This is a genomic window from Chloroflexus sp. MS-CIW-1 (assembly GCF_030444705.1).
GTDB lineage: Bacteria > Chloroflexota > Chloroflexia > Chloroflexales > Chloroflexaceae > Chloroflexus.
The window spans coordinates 344,078-360,905 of the sequence record NZ_JAUBWR010000001.1 but is presented as its reverse complement, the minus strand read 5'-3'; the positions used below and the strand labels follow the sequence as shown (position 1 = coordinate 360,905).

The 16,828-nt window shown below is 54.4% G+C and carries 15 protein-coding genes; 3 read left to right on the top strand and 12 right to left on the bottom strand.

Features of this window, described 5'->3' with window-relative positions; genetic code table 11:
* The first annotated feature begins 22 nt into the window (after window positions 1–22).
* On the top strand, window positions 23–2,749 hold the full coding sequence (locus QTO31_RS01400; RefSeq protein WP_301427865.1) for a clostripain-related cysteine peptidase: 2,727 nt from the start codon (window positions 23–25) through the stop codon (window positions 2,747–2,749).
* Between the two features lie 38 nt (window positions 2,750–2,787).
* On the opposite strand, the gene QTO31_RS01395 is transcribed toward QTO31_RS01400, so the two are convergent.
* The 3 genes from QTO31_RS01395 to QTO31_RS01385 all read right to left on the bottom strand — a co-directional run bounded on the left by QTO31_RS01395 (window position 2,788) and on the right by QTO31_RS01385 (window position 7,280).
* Window positions 2,788–4,665: an ABC transporter ATP-binding protein gene (locus QTO31_RS01395; RefSeq protein ID WP_301427864.1), complete on the bottom strand. Its 1,878-nt coding sequence runs from the start codon at window positions 4,663–4,665 to the stop codon at window positions 2,788–2,790.
* A complete protein-coding gene (locus QTO31_RS01390) occupies window positions 4,662–6,590 on the bottom strand; it encodes an ABC transporter ATP-binding protein (protein WP_301427863.1) in 1,929 nt (642 codons plus the stop codon). The genes QTO31_RS01395 and QTO31_RS01390 overlap by 4 nt, the downstream gene beginning before the upstream one ends.
* A gap of 252 nt (window positions 6,591–6,842) precedes the next feature.
* On the bottom strand, window positions 6,843–7,280 hold the full coding sequence (locus tag QTO31_RS01385; RefSeq protein WP_031459576.1) for a MarR family winged helix-turn-helix transcriptional regulator: 438 nt from the start codon (window positions 7,278–7,280) through the stop codon (window positions 6,843–6,845).
* Between the two features lie 111 nt (window positions 7,281–7,391).
* Between QTO31_RS01385 and QTO31_RS01380 the strand changes: the two genes are divergently transcribed.
* A complete protein-coding gene (locus QTO31_RS01380) occupies window positions 7,392–8,522 on the top strand; it encodes a glycosyltransferase family 4 protein (RefSeq protein WP_301427862.1) in 1,131 nt (376 codons plus the stop codon).
* 3 nt (window positions 8,523–8,525) lie between these two features.
* Here the strand turns inward: QTO31_RS01380 and QTO31_RS01375 are convergent, their stop codons facing one another.
* A complete protein-coding gene (locus QTO31_RS01375; protein WP_031459578.1) occupies window positions 8,526–9,071 on the bottom strand; it encodes an SH3 domain-containing protein in 546 nt (181 codons plus the stop codon).
* A gap of 12 nt (window positions 9,072–9,083) precedes the next feature.
* Complete coding sequence (locus QTO31_RS01370; RefSeq protein WP_031459579.1) at window positions 9,084–9,968, bottom strand: GNAT family N-acetyltransferase; 885 nt, start codon at window positions 9,966–9,968, stop codon at window positions 9,084–9,086.
* Window positions 9,969–10,022: 54 nt separating this feature from the next.
* On the opposite strand from QTO31_RS01370, the gene QTO31_RS01365 reads away from it, so the two are divergent.
* Complete coding sequence (locus tag QTO31_RS01365) at window positions 10,023–10,589, top strand: dual specificity protein phosphatase family protein (RefSeq protein ID WP_301427861.1); 567 nt, start codon at window positions 10,023–10,025, stop codon at window positions 10,587–10,589.
* On the opposite strand, the gene QTO31_RS01360 is transcribed toward QTO31_RS01365, so the two are convergent.
* The 7 genes from QTO31_RS01360 to QTO31_RS01330 all read right to left on the bottom strand — a co-directional run bounded on the left by QTO31_RS01360 (window position 10,528) and on the right by QTO31_RS01330 (window position 16,487).
* The gene (locus tag QTO31_RS01360) at window positions 10,528–11,445 is read right to left on the bottom strand and encodes a phosphatidylglycerol lysyltransferase domain-containing protein (protein WP_301427860.1); all 918 of its coding nucleotides are present in this window, start codon (window positions 11,443–11,445) and stop codon (window positions 10,528–10,530) included. The two genes, QTO31_RS01365 and QTO31_RS01360, sit on opposite strands and share 62 nt — an antisense overlap.
* Window positions 11,446–11,618: 173 nt before the next feature.
* Window positions 11,619–12,248: a uridine kinase gene (gene udk / locus QTO31_RS01355; protein ID WP_031459582.1), complete on the bottom strand. Its 630-nt coding sequence runs from the start codon at window positions 12,246–12,248 to the stop codon at window positions 11,619–11,621.
* A 253-nt stretch (window positions 12,249–12,501) separates the two neighbouring features.
* Entirely contained in the window at window positions 12,502–12,642 is a 141-nt protein-coding gene (locus QTO31_RS01350; protein ID WP_012257572.1) for a hypothetical protein, read from the bottom strand.
* A 4-nt stretch (window positions 12,643–12,646) separates the two neighbouring features.
* Window positions 12,647–13,354: a zinc metallopeptidase gene (locus QTO31_RS01345; protein WP_031459583.1), complete on the bottom strand. Its 708-nt coding sequence runs from the start codon at window positions 13,352–13,354 to the stop codon at window positions 12,647–12,649.
* A 429-nt stretch (window positions 13,355–13,783) separates the two neighbouring features.
* Entirely contained in the window at window positions 13,784–14,002 is a 219-nt protein-coding gene (locus QTO31_RS01340; protein ID WP_031459584.1) for a hypothetical protein, read from the bottom strand.
* Window positions 14,003–14,013: 11 nt separating this feature from the next.
* On the bottom strand, window positions 14,014–15,300 hold the full coding sequence (locus QTO31_RS01335) for a Glu/Leu/Phe/Val family dehydrogenase (protein WP_031459585.1): 1,287 nt from the start codon (window positions 15,298–15,300) through the stop codon (window positions 14,014–14,016).
* A gap of 122 nt (window positions 15,301–15,422) precedes the next feature.
* Window positions 15,423–16,487, bottom strand: coding sequence for a M42 family metallopeptidase (locus tag QTO31_RS01330; RefSeq protein ID WP_301427859.1), 1,065 nt, complete (start codon window positions 16,485–16,487; stop codon window positions 15,423–15,425).
* Window positions 16,488–16,828 lie beyond the last annotated feature (341 nt).

Here is a 16,828-nt window from a genome sequence, read left to right as displayed (position 1 = left end):
GCCTCCAGTGGAGTTGTGGCGCATGGTCGCTCTATTGTACCAGACTTCAAGCCGATCGGTTGCGTTCTGGTTGCGTTGGATCGGCCTGTTTACCTGTACTATCCTGGTGATGGTCGGTTGGCCATCGCGGCTTGCAGCCGTAAGCACCGAGCCACCACCTACCCCTAGTAATTTGATTTGTACTGATGTGATCGAGGACTCAACGATCAGTCGGCCACGGTCGTCGTCGCCATGGCAAGCGGTACGAAACGAAGTACTCTTCACAACCGTCAGTGCCCGTGTGTTTTCTGCACCCCAGGCAATCTATCTGGTCGAAGATGACGATGGTGATGGCGATGTCAGTACAGATGTTGATGCGTTTAGGCAACGGTTTACTGTTCCCTCGGCGGCTGAACAGATCATTGGTACGATCCGCTACCGGATCGTACCAGGTGCTCTTGGCCCGAACGATACGGTGACGATTGCCCTCAATGTGCCTGATGATCCGACACCGACCGGGCGGGTCTTTGCAGTAGATATTCCGCTGGCCGGAAAAGCCGATGGCAATTGGCGGAGTTTCTCCTGGGCGGCGACCGATATTACGCCCCTCGTCGAGCAAAGGGCCGCACAGTTAATCATAACAATGCGGGGTGTTAATGATGGTACAGGGCTGGCGATCTCGTTCGATGACATTGAAGTGCAGCTTTGTTCGCGAAACCTTGCTACCCTTAGTGGTCGCGTTACCCAAAGCAATCGTGAGTCGCCCGATTTGCGCGATGTTCAGATTTTGCTCGTGCGCTCCGATACAACTAGTCGGAGTGTCGTTGCAACAGCTCAGGTAGTAGCTACCGATGACGGGTTTCGTTATCAGTTCAGCGTGCCACCTCTGTCTGCTGGTGCAGCATACCAGGTCTGGTTTGTCAATCAACCACTGGTCAACCGTCGTGATGGACAACGGTTGAGCGTGTTGGCAGGGCCGGTCGTTACTGAGTTAGGGGCTGGTGATGAGAGAACCGATCTCGACTTGGAACTCAGTTCACCGCACCTGCTTGATCCGCAACCCAATGCCCGGCTCGTCCTGAATGATGATTCGCCAGTGCGCTTCCTGTTTGAGCCGCGATCAATTGATGGTGAAGAGTATCAGATATGTCTCTACGACCCAACTCTGTTCATCCCTGAAACCGGCTTGCCACCCCAGTGGTGTAGTCCGCCTTTAACTGCTGCTGAGCCATACGTCGATCTCGTTCCTTCCATTGTAGATACCATGCCCCTGCGCTATGGTCATCCTTACCGCTGGTATGTTAAGGTTCTGGATCGGCGGGGGACAGAAACCCTGCCGGCGTATGGCTACAGCTTCGCTGAGCGCACAATCACGTTTCTTTCGGCGCCGGCTTCGCTACCGGTGCAGGTGATTGACAATGAAGGGTTGCCTGCTGGCGCCGATCCAGTGCGTTGGACAATCCTGATCTATGTTGCTGCCGATAACGCGCTTGGCGATCCGTTACGTACCAGCGTCGTGGCCCGGCCTGATTTCGAGTTAGAACGCTTGCGTACACTGGCGGCTGCCTATCCCGATTTCTCAATTGTGACGTTCTACGATGCTTATGGGATCACCGGAGGTCAAATTTGTGCATTCCGGGGTAGCTCAGTCGATTGTCGGCGCCAGTTTGAACCGAACAGTGCCGAACCGGCTACCCTCCGTGAATTTGTGAGGTTTGGTTTAAGCGAATTTCCGGCTGCGCGTACTATGCTGATCCTGGTTGGTCCAGCTCATCCAGCTTTTGGTTTTGGCAATGATGAGTCGGTCGCCGCTACGCCAGCAATGGCTATTACCGATCTCGGTGTTGCGCTGCGCGAGGCAACAATAGCCGCCGAAAAGCGGATCGATCTGGTGCTCTTCCAGGCACCGTTGATGGCGAACCTAAACACGGCGCTGGCGCTGGCGCCGTCAGCCGATTATCTGGTTGCTCCGCCCGGCAATATCTGGCGCACAGCCTGGATTCACCGCGTGCTTAGCCGATTAACGGCAAGTGATGGCGACAATCCTCGTGCAGTTGCCGTTGATCTTCCTACGATCTATAGTAACGCTGTGCGCTCAGATGGTGTGTTGCGCGAATACGCTTTGACGGCACTTGATCTGGATCGCGCCGATGAGGTGCGGTCAGCGCGTGATGATCTCGCTACTGCATTGCAGCAAATTTGGAATGAGCGCGCAGCCGTCATTCAGTTATCGTTACTGGAAGTGCGATCCAGGAGTACGGTGTACGATAGTTCTGGGAATGGTCTGGCCGATGCAATCCCCGATCCTACCGGTCAACGCTGGTCGGTGCCCGAAGATGCCTTTGTCGATCTGGGTGATTTCACAGCAGCGCTGGCCAATGCACCGGTACTCCAGGATAGTAATCTGGCCGCAGTACGTACCGCGACTATTAACCTTTCCAATGCGCTAGGAGGGAGTACGCCACTCGTGTTGGCAACCCGACGCAACGCCGCCGAAGAGATTGGCATCCCCTCGCTCCCGCCTGGCGCCGGTCTCGCCGAGTTCTTCCCTCATCGCTCACTGTTCGGTACGCAGCCAGTGCTGGTTGAATCGCTGCTATACCGTGGGCAAACCGATCCCTGGAGCGGATTTATCCGTTCCTGGCTGGCAAGCGATCTTCCGGTCGGTATTGGTGGCGTTACTACAGCACCATCTGGTGGTATTGCCTTTCCACTGATAACCGGTCTCCCAATAGCGTATGATCGCTATCTGCCAATCATTTCCCGCTGATTCGCGATGTGACGGTCACATGTGCCTCAAGACAGGCTTCATGAGACCGTCTCTACACCGCTGGCGAATTGCTGTTGATACAGCTCATAGTATGCGCCACGCTGGGCCAGCAGTTCGTGATGAGTACCGCGTTCGACAATTTGGCCATTTTTCACCATCAGCACCAGATCGGCATTACGAATGGTACTCAGCCGGTGGGCGATCACAAAACTCGTTCGTCCTGCCAGTAACTGGTCAAAGGCCCGCTGAATGATCCGTTCCGTTCGGGTGTCAACACTGCTGGTAGCTTCATCGAGGATCAGAATACGAGGGTTGGCCAGCGCAGCACGGGCAATTGCGATCAACTGGCGCTGTCCTTGACTGAGACCGGTGCCCCGTTCGCCAAGCACGGTTTGGTACCCCTCGGGTAGACGCTCGATAAACTCGTGGGCGCCAACCAGTTGGGCTGCTGCGATGACTTCATCATCGGTCGCTGTGAGTCGGCCATAGCGGATATTGTTCATCACCGTATCGGCGAACAAGAAGGTGTCTTGCAGCACAATACCGATCTGGGAACGCAGGCTGGCACTCGTTACGTTACGCACATCGTGACCATCAATCGTCACCGCTCCGGCGCTTACGTCGTAGAACCGTGGGATCAGATTGACCAGCGTTGTTTTACCGGCACCGGTAGGCCCAACGATGGCGATAGTCTGACCTGGTTCAGCAACGAAACTCACATCACGCAGGACCGGCTCACCCGGCTTATATTCTGCCCATACCCGGTCAAAGACCACTCGTCCTTTGATCGGTGGTAACGGATAGGCCTGCGGCGCATCAACCAGGTCGGGCTTGACATCAAGCAAACCAAAGATCCGCTCGCCACCGGCAATCGCATTCTGTACGTTTGTCCACAACGAGGCGATTTGTTGAATCGGCTGATTGAAGCGCTGGACATACTGGATGAAGGCAAAAATTGTGCCCAACGAGATAACCGCTGTTCCGAAGAGTGGGGCATTGCGCAGGACACTGATCGAACCGACAACGACCACGAGCGCAATGGCGACATAACCGAGCGCTTCAAGTACCGGGTTTAGGGCGCTGGTAAAGCTCGCCGCTCGAATATTTGCGTCACGATTTGCAGCGTTGGCCCGTTCAAACTGGGCAATACTCTCGGCTTCACGGTTAAAGGCCTGCACTTCGCGGGCACCGGCTATACTCTCTTGCAAACCGGCATTGACGTTACCCATCTGTTGGCGGCTGGCTCGAAACGCACGACGGGCCTGGGTCGAAAAGTAGAAGGTCGCTAGGATCATCAATGGCAAGACACTCAGACTGATGAGCGCATACGGCAGATTGCTTTGCACCATGGCATTGATGGTGAGACCAATTTGCAGTATGCCGTTGACCACACTCAACAGTGCGAAACTGAGCGCTTGCTGTATCGTATCGGTATCGCTAGTGATTCGGCTCATGACATTACCCGCTTCGTTACGGGCAAAATATCCGAGCGAAAGACGATGAATATGGGCAAATACATCTTCACGGATCTGACGCAAAGCGCGTTGACCAACCCAGTTCATACTGAAGAAGGCTACACCCTGCAACAGTGCACCACCGATAAATACAACCAGCAACAACCCGACCAGGCCGGTCAACCCACCTAGTCGGTCAGCATTTGTGGCTGCCGGGTCAATAGTGGTATACCAACAGGCATCGGCCCGTGGGAAGAGATAACAATCAACTGCCTGTCCGATCAATTCCGGTGCGGTGACCTGCAACTGAGCACTGGCTGTAATGGTGATCAACGTCAGTACGATGGCAGGCCAGTATGGATAAAAGTAGGTCCAGAAGCATGCAATAGTTGCCAGCACATTCTTCGGCTTCTGTACCTCGGTGTTGAGCATTCGACCGGGGCCACCAAGTCCTCCCATCATAGCGTTGTTGCTCCTTCTCCAGTCTGGCCATTTGGTGATGGTAATGGTGCATCTTCGACTAACTGCGACGTATAGATTTCGGCGTAGATCGGGCTTTGTTCCATCAACTCGGCATGCGTGCCGCTGGCAACCAACCGTCCTTTATCGAGCACGAGGATCAAATCGGCATTCCGCACCGTACTGATCCGCTGTGCAATGACGAAACTAGTGCGTCCTCGCATCAAACGGTCAAGAGCACGTTGGATCAACGCTTCAGTTGCAACATCAACGTTACTGGTACTATCATCGAGAATAAGCAGCCGTGGATTCAGCAATAATGCACGGGCAATCGCGATCCGCTGTTTTTGCCCGCCAGAGAGTGTCATTCCGCGTTCACCCACCCGTGTGTTATAACCGTCGGGAAAACTCGTGATGAAGTCGTGAGCTGCCGCAGCCTTTGCAGCAGCAATAATCTCTTCGTCACTGGCATCAGGGCGGCCAAACGCAATATTCTCGCGGATCGTACCACTAAAGAGATTGGTCTCTTGTAACACAATACCGATCTGACTCCGCAGACTATCAATTGTTACCTCACGGACATCGTACCCATCGATCAACACCGCCCCCTCACTTACATCGTAGAAGCGGGGAATGAGATTGATAATCGAGGTTTTACCACTACCGGTTGCTCCCAGCAAGGCGACGGTTTGTCCTGGCTCAACAACGAAACTTACGTTCTGCAAGACGGGGGCACTGCTGTTGAAATAGCGGAAGGTGACATTGCGAAATTCGACTCGGCCCTGGATGGGTGGCAACGTGATCGCGTCTGGTCGCTCGACAATCTCACTTCGGGCATCGAGCACCTCAAAGATTCGTTCGGCAGAGGCACCAGCCTGAGCCAGCAGCGCAATAATGAAACCGAGCTGACCGAGTGGGAAAAAGACGTATACCAGGTAGAGGCTGAACTTCTGATACTCGCCAAGCGCAAGCGTACCGTTCAAGATTTGCTGACCACCGAAATAGAGGATCGCTACCTGTCCCAATTGTGCTATCAGAAATATAACCGGAAACAGAAAGGCGAAAATGCGATTTACCCGAATCTGTTGCTCCATCAGCGCAGTAGCTGCCCGATCAAACCGTTCCTCTTCGTAAGATTCGCGGGCAAATGCCTTGACAACCTTCATACCTGCAATATTTTCCTGCAAAATGGTATTCAGACGCGAAAGGCGATTCTGTACTTCCAAAAATAAAGGCTGGCTGATCCGACCGAAAATAAAAAAGATTGCCAGAGCAAGCGGTAATAATGGCACAATAACAAGTGTTAATTGCCAGTTTGTAAAGGCTAGCACGATCAACGCGCCGATTAAGAGGAGAAACGACTGGGCAGCCAGTACTAATCCCTGCGCCACAAATGTCCGCACGCGCTCGACATCATCGGTTGCGCGAACCATGAGTTGCCCGGTCTGATTACGGTCGTAGAAACTGAACGACATGCGCTGAATCTTGCTGAAAATTGCATTTCGCAGATCAAAGGCTAGACCATGCGAGGTTCGCTCAGCCATGAACGACTGTAAAAACGAAAAGATTCCGCGCATGACGGCAAATACGAGAATGAGCAATGCTGCATTGATCACAATTTCTTCCGCATGAGCCGCATTACGCTGTAACTCCTCAATGGTTAAACCAAGCCGTGCTGCGGCTGCTGCCTGAAACGCCGCCGGCACCTCGGTCAAGATGCGCGTCGCAACAACACTGCGTGTCACGGCATCGATCATGTTCTGAACCAACTGTGGTACGGCCAGTTGCGCCAGGGTGGCTACAACCAGCGAACCGTAAGCAACCAGCACTGTCTGCCGCTGATTACCGAGGTAGCGGATGGCGCGGAGTAAGGCGCCAGAAGTCGGTCGACGCCCTGGCGAGCGAGACATTCCCTGTTGAACCTGCATACGTGACTCTTTGTTCCTATGTGTTCTCAGTACGTCGATCTACCATCGTGTCTGAAACAAACTCTTCGTACTTGCAAACGAAATCCGCTAGCCCTGTGCTGAGGTGAGCGGCAAACCCGTTGGGCTGTTGTTTGACCGGGCCGCCGCAGTCGGTAGCCAACGGTGCTCACCGTCTCCTCTGCCGTTGCCAGCGAATCGTCGGCACGTGAATGTTCAGAAACGTGCTAACTGTTCTCATGCCCATCGTTTCCGCTATGTCTGCATGGCCCGTTCAAGCAGATCGAGAAATACCTGCTGTTCGGCATGGCTTAAACCGGCCAGCAGTTTGGTCATACGGGCCAATCGCTCGGTTTCGAGATCGTGGTGTAGTTGTCGGCCACGACTGCTCAGCGAGAGGAGAATGATCCGGTTATCATCAGGGTGTGGCCGCCGCTCGATCAGACCGGTTTGTACCAACCGTCGGGTCAATGCCGTGAGCGATGGTGGTTTGACGTTAAGCGCCTCTGCCAGTTCGCGCATCGACACTTCCCGATCAGGTGCGAGGAGACTGAGCAGTCGTAAGTGCGATATTGATAAGCCCCACTCGCTGAGCTGATCAAAGAGAGAGCTGCGCGGCTGTTTTGCCCGCATACAATCGAGCAGCTTGATCAGGCGTTGGGCATTGCGAATTGTCGGATCGTCCATGGGCATAGACAGTTAGTTAGATAAACTAATTGTATGATACGCCTAGAATGATGGACTTGTCAAATGAGAATCGGGTTCAGATATGTCATGCGCCGATCCAGTTATAATGGAAACACAATGCAATCGCTTCGTATCGGCTTTGATGCTCGCTATGCCAGCGACCACTTTCCCGGTATTGGTCGCTATATAACATCACTCTTACCCGAACTGAGCCGTCTCACCGGTCAGCATCGGCTGTTTGTGTTCACCAATATCGGGCAAACACTACCGACGTTGACCGATGCGCATGTCGAAATTGTTTCGGTACGTAGTTCACCCTTTGCCTTGACGCAACAACTCGAACTCCCGTTCCTTGCCGGTCGGTTACACCTTGATCTTCTCCATTCACCCTACCTTGTCAAACCATACCTGCTCCCTTGCCCTTCGGTAGTAACGATCTATGATCTATTGCCGTTACGGTATCCGCAGACCCTCAGTCCAAACGGACGACGTTTCTACCGGCTGGCATTGCGTCTTGCCGCCCGGAGTGCTCGTCAATTGATTACGATCTCGTCGGTCTCACGGGATGATCTGGCCTTCCATTTGCGTATCCCCCGTGAGCGGATTGCTGTTACCCCGCTGGCTGCCGCTCCTGCCTTTGCCCCGCAGCCGCCTGATGTGATTACCGATATGCGTCGGCGGTACGGTGTCCCGCGCCATTATGTGTTGTTCGTTGGCTCAAATAAGCCACACAAAAATATCGACCGTCTGTTACGGGCTTGGCAGCGCGTGTTGCCTGAATTGCCGCCCTCACTGTCTGATACTACCTTGGTGGTTGCCGGCAAGTTCGATCCGCGTTACCCGTTGCCGACCGTGATGGCTGCCGGGTACGGCTTGCAGGAGCGGGTCAAAGTGCTCTCTCATGTAAGTGATGACGATCTACCGGCACTTTACAGCGGCGCCCTGCTCTTTGTCTTTCCTTCATCATACGAGGGTTTTGGCTTACCACCGCTTGAGGCAATGGCGTGTGGTGTACCGGTTGTTTGTGCCTATGCGGGCAGTCTGCCAGAAGTGGTTGGCGAAGCGGCGCTCACGGTTGATCCGCACAGCATGCACGAAATTGCCGATGGTATCTTGCGCGTCCTACGTTCACCTGCCCTGTACCAGTTTCTCCGTCAGCGTGGTCAACAGCGTGCGACCCTCTTTTCGTGGCGCGCAACGGCCCAGGCAACTCTGGCTGTATACGAGCGAGTGGCGGCGACAGTATAGTCATTACGGCTCTGGTTGGCTCAGCAGGGTAGCACTTACCCATCCCTCCGTCCCGGCCTTCACCCGCTGCGGTGCGCAATCGTTGGCGGTAGCGACAACGCGCAGCCGGTACCAGCGATTATTGCCGGCGAGCGTCTCTTCGGCTAATAACTCGACCTGATCGCCAACGCAGACCTGTCCGATGACTGTCTCTGCTGCGATGCGTGGTTCACTGCGGATATTGCCGCCATTGATGACCCGTGCGCGACCAATAATTGGCGGCGGCGTTGCAGTCGGGGAAGGTATTGGGGTCGGTGTCAGTGTGGACTGTTGGGTAGCTGTTCGCTGAGCTGTCGCTCGCGCTTCGCGCGTCTGTAGTGCGATCTGGGTTGGTCGCATAACCTCACGACTGATTTCAATTTGACGCAGGATAAACGGGGCAGCACTTATCAGGCCAAGGATCAAGAGGCCGCCAACCAGCGCGGTAACGAGCGTGCGTAATGGCCCACGGCGACGTCGGCGACCGCTGAACAGCCGTTCCCAATCACGCGGATCAACTTTTGGTGGCACGGTTCACCCTCTCTACAACCAGCGACACAGCACCGGCTGACGCTCGCCGGTCGGCACGAAGCCGAACCAGCGGTAGAGTCGCTGGGCATGATGGTTGTACGCCTGTGTATTCAGAGTGAGCAACTCGGCGCCAGTTTCTGCCGCATAGGTTACGAACTCGGCCAGCAACCGCACACCAATGCCACGTCCTCGTTGTTCTGGATCAACGGCGATTCGCACTAGATGCACAAGCCTGCCGCCAAAATGGCTGGTTGCGTAACTGTACCCTACGACCTGTCCGTTAAGTTCAGCCATCACAAAGAATGAACCATCGGCAATTGCTGGCGCGAGGATACCTTCGTCTTTGACCCATTGTGGTTCAAAACAGCGCGTATCGAGTCGCAACACTTCAGCTAAATCAACGGCACGGGCAGGGCGAACTTGCACATCAGGATTACCGTTGGCCGGTATTTCCCAGCCACGCTTTTCATAAACAACGACATCGGTCTGATGATAGTAGCCAGCCGCTGTAAGGAGCGGACGAAGCCACTGATCGGACTGTTCATCACCCGCATAGTAGATATGTGTGACCGCGTGATCGCGAGCCAGGTTGTCGAGTGCTGACGCTAACTGTTTGAGGGCATCTTTAGGATGCACTCGCTCGTTGATGGCCAGAGCGCGTAACCACGTTACGTGATTGAACGGCTTCCCCAAGACAGCCACTGCCAGGATGTCAGCGCCAAATTGTAGTACTGTCGCCCGCCCTTCCTCGACAGCGGTGTACAGTTCGCTGCCATTTGTAGCCAGAAAGCGACGACCGGCAGCACGAAACAAATGACTCACTGCCGTGACATCGGCAGGTTGGCTGGAACGGGTAGTAGTCGCGTTGAGGTCGACCGGTTTGCGAAATGGCCACATAGCTGTGTTACCATACCTGTAGAGTCTAATGTCGTATTGTACCAGAGAAATCCTATGATGAGACGACTGCGGCACTACGTTTCTACCCAATGGCAACGATTCTTCGGGCTTAACATCTCGCCTGTCACCCCAATGCTCTTTGTTGGCGGTCAGTTCAGTCCCCGGCAGTGGCCGGCGATCCATCAGTTAGGTGTGCGGGCTGTGCTCTCGCTCCAGGCCGAGCGTGCCGATCCGTTTGTCGAACCATTCCCCATGCGCAGTTTACGGCTGTTGGTGCCCGATTTCCATCCGCCAACACTGAACCAACTCGACGAAGGCGTGCACTTTATCGCGCAGGCTATTAGTGATAGGTTACCGGTCTTCGTCCATTGCCATGCCGGGGTTGGACGAGCACCACTGATGACGGCGGCGTACCTCATGGCTCGTTACGGTATCGGCTCTCGTGCTGCGTTGACCAGGCTGCACCTCGCACGCCCCATTATCCGCCCCAACCGACGACAGTTACAGCGATTGCACGAATACGAACAGCTTCTGCTCCAACGTCGGCAGTCTGGTCTGCCTACGCTGCCCGTCGGTGATACAGACCACTGGCCGCCAGTTCCAGACACCCAGATACCGTGAAGAGATCGACAAGGGCGCGAATTGAGAGCCGTGGTCGCGCACAGAGATAGACAGGGCGCCAGAAGTCGGCGAATTTGGCTTTGAAGCGGTAGAGGCCATGAGCGTTGTACACCGCTGTCATCTGGCGTCCTACCAGTGTGACCAGCCGTTCGAGTGGACGTAAATCTTGTTCAAGATGGTAAAAAGGTACTTCATTGAGGCTGAATGTCCGACATCCTTCAGCGTAAAGGTGCTGCCCGGCGGTGGTAAAGAGTGCTTCCATAATCCCAGAGGGAGCAGTGACTCGCCGCAACATCAATTCGGTAACGGCAGTTGTCGGGGTCGGTTGCGTCAGCAATAATGCCCCCTGCCATTCATCGGCTCTGTCAACAAATACAAACAGCCGGGTTTCTGGTTCAAAGACAGTGCGGAAAAGGTAACGCAGTTGTGGTCGCTCACCGTAGCGAGCTTCCCGCGCCAGCCAGCGTAGGCGAGCAACTGCGGCGGGATTCCATGGTACTTCGATCACGCTGCCAAAACGGAGCGCAGCCCGTGTCATCTTGCGGATCGACCGACGGGAGAGACTGTCACTCGTTAGATCAATAATCCCTTCAATCCCCACCCGAATCGTTTCCCAACCTGCTGCAGCTAACGTACTGGCTACACTAGAGGGGCAGCCGCGCAAGAGGAGACCCGAGTTGGCAAAGTATTCACGTTGCAGGTGCGTTAGCGTGAAGGTTGCGGGAAGCGTAGCGTATGCCAGCCAGGTCAGCCCTGAAAGCGGCAGTTTGATCGCCTGCCAGCGTGGTCTGGTCAGATGGGTACGTGTCCAACTGAGCGGTAATTCATCGATATTCGCCAGGGCAGTGACCTCCATAGTCCATTGATCCAGGCGACTGTTACCAGGACGACGGCGAAAATAGCCATCCTTCCCTTTCAATTCAGCGTTGGCCGGGCGTCGAACCTGCCGTACTGGCTAACAGCAGGTGAGGTACTATGTTGAGCACAACTACCTCTCTACTAGTAGTTTGCTCTCAGTTGTGTATCACGTCAAGCCATCGCCTGGAGTGCTGCTTCAATCCGCGCAACGACCATATCAATTGCGATCGGATTACGTCCACCCCCAGGGAAAATGACATCGGCGTATCGCTTTGTCGGTTCAACGAATTCGAGGTGCATTGGACGCACGGTGTTCAGATATTGTTCGATCACTGAATCAACCGAACGCCCACGTTCAGCAATGTCGCGCCGCAGCCGTCTGATAAAACGCAGATCGGCATCGGTGTCAACAAACAACTTAATCTGCATGCGTCGTCGCAATACCGGCTCATAGAAGATCAAAATCCCTTCTACTAGAATAACCGGTCGCGGTTCGAGCCGTTCGGTCTGCGGTAAGCGAACATAGGTTGTATAGTCGTAGGTTGGCAGATCAACCGGTTGTCCGGCACAGAGCGCATCGAGATGCGCGACCAACAAATCGTTGTCGAGTGCGTCGGGATGATCGAAGTTAAATTTGGCCCGTTCTTCGAGCGGTAAATGGCTCAGGTCCTTGTAGTAGCGGTCGTGGTCGATATGGGCAATACGGTCAGCGCCGACCCGCTGCAAGATCGCTTGGGCAACACTCGTCTTGCCACTGGCGCTGCCACCGGCAATGCCAATGATGATCGAAGATGTGTTCATAGCACCATCCTGAATAAGCCTGAGATATGCTGCGTATCCTTCCCCCATCATAGGCGGAAAGGAAATTGACAAGAAGTGAGGTCTATCAGCCGTCCTCTACGTTGTAGAGAGCATGTTTCAGAAGAAATATGCGCACCGAACGTCAGCGGTGGAACACCTTTTCAGGTCATTAAAAACGAAGGAAACCGGCAAGGAGACATGTGTTCCGTTGCCGGTGAATCTGCCAGATACTCCACCGTGCACCGTCGTAGAATTACACGGTTTGCGACTCTGACTTCGGTGGCTCACCAAGAAGCTTGTTCGTCAGGTATGTCGCCAGCCAGGCTGCTGCCAGGCTGAGCACCAGGCTGAGCAAGCCGTGGACCAACTTTCGCCGCAACTCTTCTTCGGTCATGGAATTAATCCCTCCGTCGCATCAAAATGGTCACAAAGTAGAGCAATTGCGCAATCGCCTGCGCTGCTGCGGCTACATACGTCAACGCTGCGGCATTAAGCACCGCATTAACACCTTCAGCCTCTTGCACCGTCACAAGACCGGCTCGTTGCAGCATCTCGCGTGCACGGGCACTGGCGTTAAACTCAACTGGCAGCGTGACCAGGGTAAAGGCAACTGCCGCGCTAAATAGTATCACACCGACCACTGCCAGTTGAAAGCCGAAACCACGGCCACCAGCTGCGCCTAGCAGCATCCCAATGAAGAAGAGCCAGGTACCGAGTTGCGAACCGATGTTGGCAAAACCAACGATACCCGAACGCACGCGCAGCCATGCGTAGCCCTCTTTGTCTTGTGCGGCGTGACCAAGCTCGTGCGCAACAATAGCCATCGCGGCGACTGAAGGCTGTAACGACCCTTCCGAAAGCCGGATCACCTTGCTCGCAGGATCGTAGTGGTCGGTTAACATGCCGGGAATGGTCTCTACGCCAACGTGATCAAGGCCCTCGTTGCGCATCAGCACTCGGGCAACATCGAACCCGTTCAGCCGCCGCATGTTGGCGACCTGTGACCATTTATTAAATGCTGACTGAACCTGAAATTGGGCCCAGAGGGCGAAAAGCATCGCCGGCACCGCAAACAGCAAGTAGGTTGGATCGAAGAAGAATGGCATAGACGCCTCCTTGTATGCAAGAATGAAACTCTATTCTGTGCACAGTATACCACTCACAGATGATTACGGAACGTTGATAGAATGTTGGATTTTTGCAAAAACTCATCGCTTGCCCAACGAGCATGAAGTCAGCAACGTTTCCCATCCATCAGCCAGGGAGGAAATAGGGATACGTCGGAGAGGCAGAGATTCACACTACTGTTTTAACCGTCGTTTTCCGCTTCCTGTGGGCAAAAAAAGAGAGCTGCGGGAAAGGTAACGGGCGTCTTCCGCCACGGCGTGCGCTAGCGGTCATCGACTACTCACCGAAAGCGAGTCGATGGCCTGCGCTTGCAGGCAAGCAGCGCAGGCCACAGATCGCAGTGAACGTGCGCACGGTATTCACCGGCGGAATCAAACACGACCGAACATCAGCAAGATCGAAACTGGCTACAGATGATGCTCACCGGTCAGTACCTGCCGAATGAGACCACGGAGCACCATTCCCCGCTCACGTAGCAACCTCCGCAACTCCGGACCACTGCGGGGGAGGAGGAGCGCAGCAGCACCAGCACCGCCGGCCAGTCCTAGCAACAAACCTGACAAGAAACGTCGGCCATTTGTGCGGTGGGGAACGAGATCGTTTATTATCGTATCAAGATCGTCCATAGCTCATCACTTTACGGATAAATACCGCGCGTCGTTACAGCATCGGCAACCCGCTGCACCGCCAGCATATACGATGCCGTGCGTAGATCGACCTGGCGTTCAGCCGATACGCGCAGAACCTGTTGCAACGCATTTGTCATAACCCGACGCAATTGCGCGTTCACTTCACGTTCGCTCCAAAAGAATTCTTGTAGACCCTGCACCCACTCAAAATAGCTGACCGTGACTCCACCGGCATTGGCGAGAATATCTGGGATCACGACGCACCCACGATCATACAGAATCGCATCGGCAGCCCTGGTTGTAGGCCCATTCGCAGCTTCAGCGATGATATGTGCCTTGATTCGCCAGGCATTATGAGCAGTAATAACCCCACTCAACGCTGCCGGAACCAGGACCTCGCATTCCACTTCCAGCAATTCTTCGTTGGTCAGGGTATCGGCGTTCACGGCGCCAACAACACTCCCCGTGTACGCTTTATGCGCCAACACTGCTTCAACATCAAGGCCGTGAGGATTGTAGACTCCGCCGCGACTGTCACTCAGGGCTACAACCTTCATCCCCAACGCTACTGCTTCGCGGGCAACGGTCGAGCCAACATTGCCACAACCCTGAATTGCCAGCCGCATATCCGAAATATTCAGCCCCAGATGATGGGCTGCCGCCGTCAACACATATGTCAACCCTCGACCGGTAGCTTCGCGTCGACCTTCAGACCCGCCGATATTGATTGGCTTGCCGGTGACAACCGCCGGAACGGTATGGCCCTGATGCATCGAAATGGTATCCATAATCCAGGCCATCACCTGCGGATTGGTTCCCACGTCAGGGGCAGGAATATCGCGTTCGGGGCCGATAACGACACTGATCTCAGTTGCAAAACGGCGGGTCAGGCGCTCAATTTCGCCTGGCGAAAGCTGTTTGGGGTCAACGATAACTGCCCCCTTCGCGCCGCCGTAAGGCAAGCCGGCTAACGCACACTTCCAGGTCATCAGCATAGCAAGGGCACGGGTTTCATCGAGGGTAACTGACGGATGGTAGCGAATACCACCCTTCGTTGGACCGCGAGCCAGATTGTGCTGAACACGAAAGCCCTGAAAGACTTCAATGCGTCCGTCGTCACGCTTCACCGGAAAGTTTACCGTCAGCTCACGTTGTGGAATGCGTAGGATACCACGCAGACTTGCCGGAAGATCAAGCAGATCAGCCGCCTGATCAAAGTGCTGTTGCACGATGCTCAACAAATCGGCGCTCTCAAAAGGTGCAGCAGCAGATCGTTCTACATCTGTCATGACCATGACATTCTTCTCCTCAACAATGAGTAAAAAACGGCCCCCATTGGCCGTCCGCGACAACGGTGGCGCGGCAGCCCGTATTGTACCACAGGGTGATAGGCAAATAAAGATGTGCGTTATAATTTTTATTCATCGGATGGAATAAATTCGTTCACGCTGGATACTGAATGTGCAAAAGCTGTAATCAGGCGAATGGCGTGTTCAACATCGCTGAGAGCGATCATCTCGTTGGGTGAGTGCATATAGCGGTTTGGAATGGAGATCACCGCACTTGCAATCCCACTACGCACATGATGAATAGCATCGGCATCAGTACCGGTATGGCGTGGTGAAATCTGCACACTGTACGGGATCGATTCACGTTCAGCCAGATCGACCAGACGGCGAAATACCCGACCGCTGTTTGCCGAACCGCGCGATAACACCGGGCCGCCACCCAGTTTTACGGTATTCCACTGTCGTTGATCGGCATTCGGATGATCCGTTGCGAAGGTTACATCAACCACAATCGCTATTTGGGGATCGAAGCTGAAGGCTGCGGTGGTAGCGCCGCCAAAGGTAATCTCTTCCTGGGTTGTGGCAACAGCGGCTATGCAGGCGTTGGGCCGGTTTTGGCTTAACGAGCGCAGAGCCTCAAGCACTGTAAAGGCACCGATCCGGTTATCTATCGAGCGACTCACAATCCGACCGCCCGGCAACTCATACACCGGAGCATCGATGACCCCTACGTCGCCAACCTGTACCAATTCACTCGCTTCACTCTTGCTCGATACACCGATATCGATCCACATCTGTTCAATCTTTGTAGCCTGCTGACGTTCATCGGCTTGTAACAGATGGATTGGCTTCTTGCCAATGACCCCAATAACTTCGCCGTGCCGACCCAATAAGCGCACTCGTTGACCAACCAGTACCTGGGGGTCCCATCCGCCAATCGGGCTGAAGAAGAGAAAGCCCTGATCGTCGATGTGACTGATCATGATCCCGATCTCATCGATATGACCTGCCAGCAGAATCCGTGGGCCACTACCTTCCAGCACGGCAAAGCTGTTTCCCAGTACATCACTGTACACCTGATCGGCAAATGTTCGTGCTTCACTGCGCCAGACTCGTGCAGCCCGGTCTTCATCGCCCGATGGGCCGGGGGTAGCGAGGAGTCGTTTCAGAAATGAGAGTTGTGTGGTTTCCATAACATCCTTTGTTCGGTGCGCATATCACAGTTTGACCAGCCAACACATCATAGCAAAACGTGATGGCTTTGATCAAATTGTGACGTAGAGCATAAACCATGATTGCGGTGAGCACCGACTCGTGTTGAATGCGTTTGGGAATGCGGGCGTCTTACCTGTATCGCGTCGAACGCATGGCATGACGCACCGACGTACCACCTACAACGGACATATCGCGGCTTGGTGGTTTTGTTATTGTAAACCATTTTTCTTCCACTTGACACGATGTCAGTTACTGTGCTACACTAGCCGAGCGCGAGGGAGTTCAAAATATGCGCTCTATCAATCATCGTAGGCACTAA

Excerpts from the sequence above, each read along its gene's own strand:
- udk (WP_031459582.1), bottom strand. The coding sequence starts at position 12,248 with ATGAACACATCTTCGATCATCATTGGCATTGCCGGTGGCAGCGCCAGT.
- QTO31_RS01395 (WP_301427864.1), bottom strand. The coding sequence starts at position 4,665 with ATGATGGGAGGACTTGGTGGCCCCGGTCGAATGCTCAACACCGAGGTA.
- QTO31_RS01335 (WP_031459585.1), bottom strand. The coding sequence starts at position 15,300 with ATGGTCATGACAGATGTAGAACGATCTGCTGCTGCACCTTTTGAGAGC.
- QTO31_RS01340 (WP_031459584.1), bottom strand. The coding sequence starts at position 14,002 with ATGGACGATCTTGATACGATAATAAACGATCTCGTTCCCCACCGCACA.
- QTO31_RS01380 (WP_301427862.1), top strand. The coding sequence starts at position 7,392 with ATGCAATCGCTTCGTATCGGCTTTGATGCTCGCTATGCCAGCGACCAC.
- QTO31_RS01390 (WP_301427863.1), bottom strand. The coding sequence starts at position 6,590 with ATGCAGGTTCAACAGGGAATGTCTCGCTCGCCAGGGCGTCGACCGACT.
- QTO31_RS01345 (WP_031459583.1), bottom strand. The coding sequence starts at position 13,354 with ATGCCATTCTTCTTCGATCCAACCTACTTGCTGTTTGCGGTGCCGGCG.
- QTO31_RS01360 (WP_301427860.1), bottom strand. The coding sequence starts at position 11,445 with ATGGAGGTCACTGCCCTGGCGAATATCGATGAATTACCGCTCAGTTGG.
- QTO31_RS01350 (WP_012257572.1), bottom strand. The coding sequence starts at position 12,642 with ATGACCGAAGAAGAGTTGCGGCGAAAGTTGGTCCACGGCTTGCTCAGC.
- QTO31_RS01365 (WP_301427861.1), top strand. The coding sequence starts at position 10,023 with ATGATGAGACGACTGCGGCACTACGTTTCTACCCAATGGCAACGATTC.
- QTO31_RS01370 (WP_031459579.1), bottom strand. The coding sequence starts at position 9,968 with ATGTGGCCATTTCGCAAACCGGTCGACCTCAACGCGACTACTACCCGT.
- QTO31_RS01330 (WP_301427859.1), bottom strand. The coding sequence starts at position 16,487 with ATGGAAACCACACAACTCTCATTTCTGAAACGACTCCTCGCTACCCCC.
- QTO31_RS01385 (WP_031459576.1), bottom strand. The coding sequence starts at position 7,280 with ATGCCCATGGACGATCCGACAATTCGCAATGCCCAACGCCTGATCAAG.
- QTO31_RS01400 (WP_301427865.1), top strand. The coding sequence starts at position 23 with ATGGTCGCTCTATTGTACCAGACTTCAAGCCGATCGGTTGCGTTCTGG.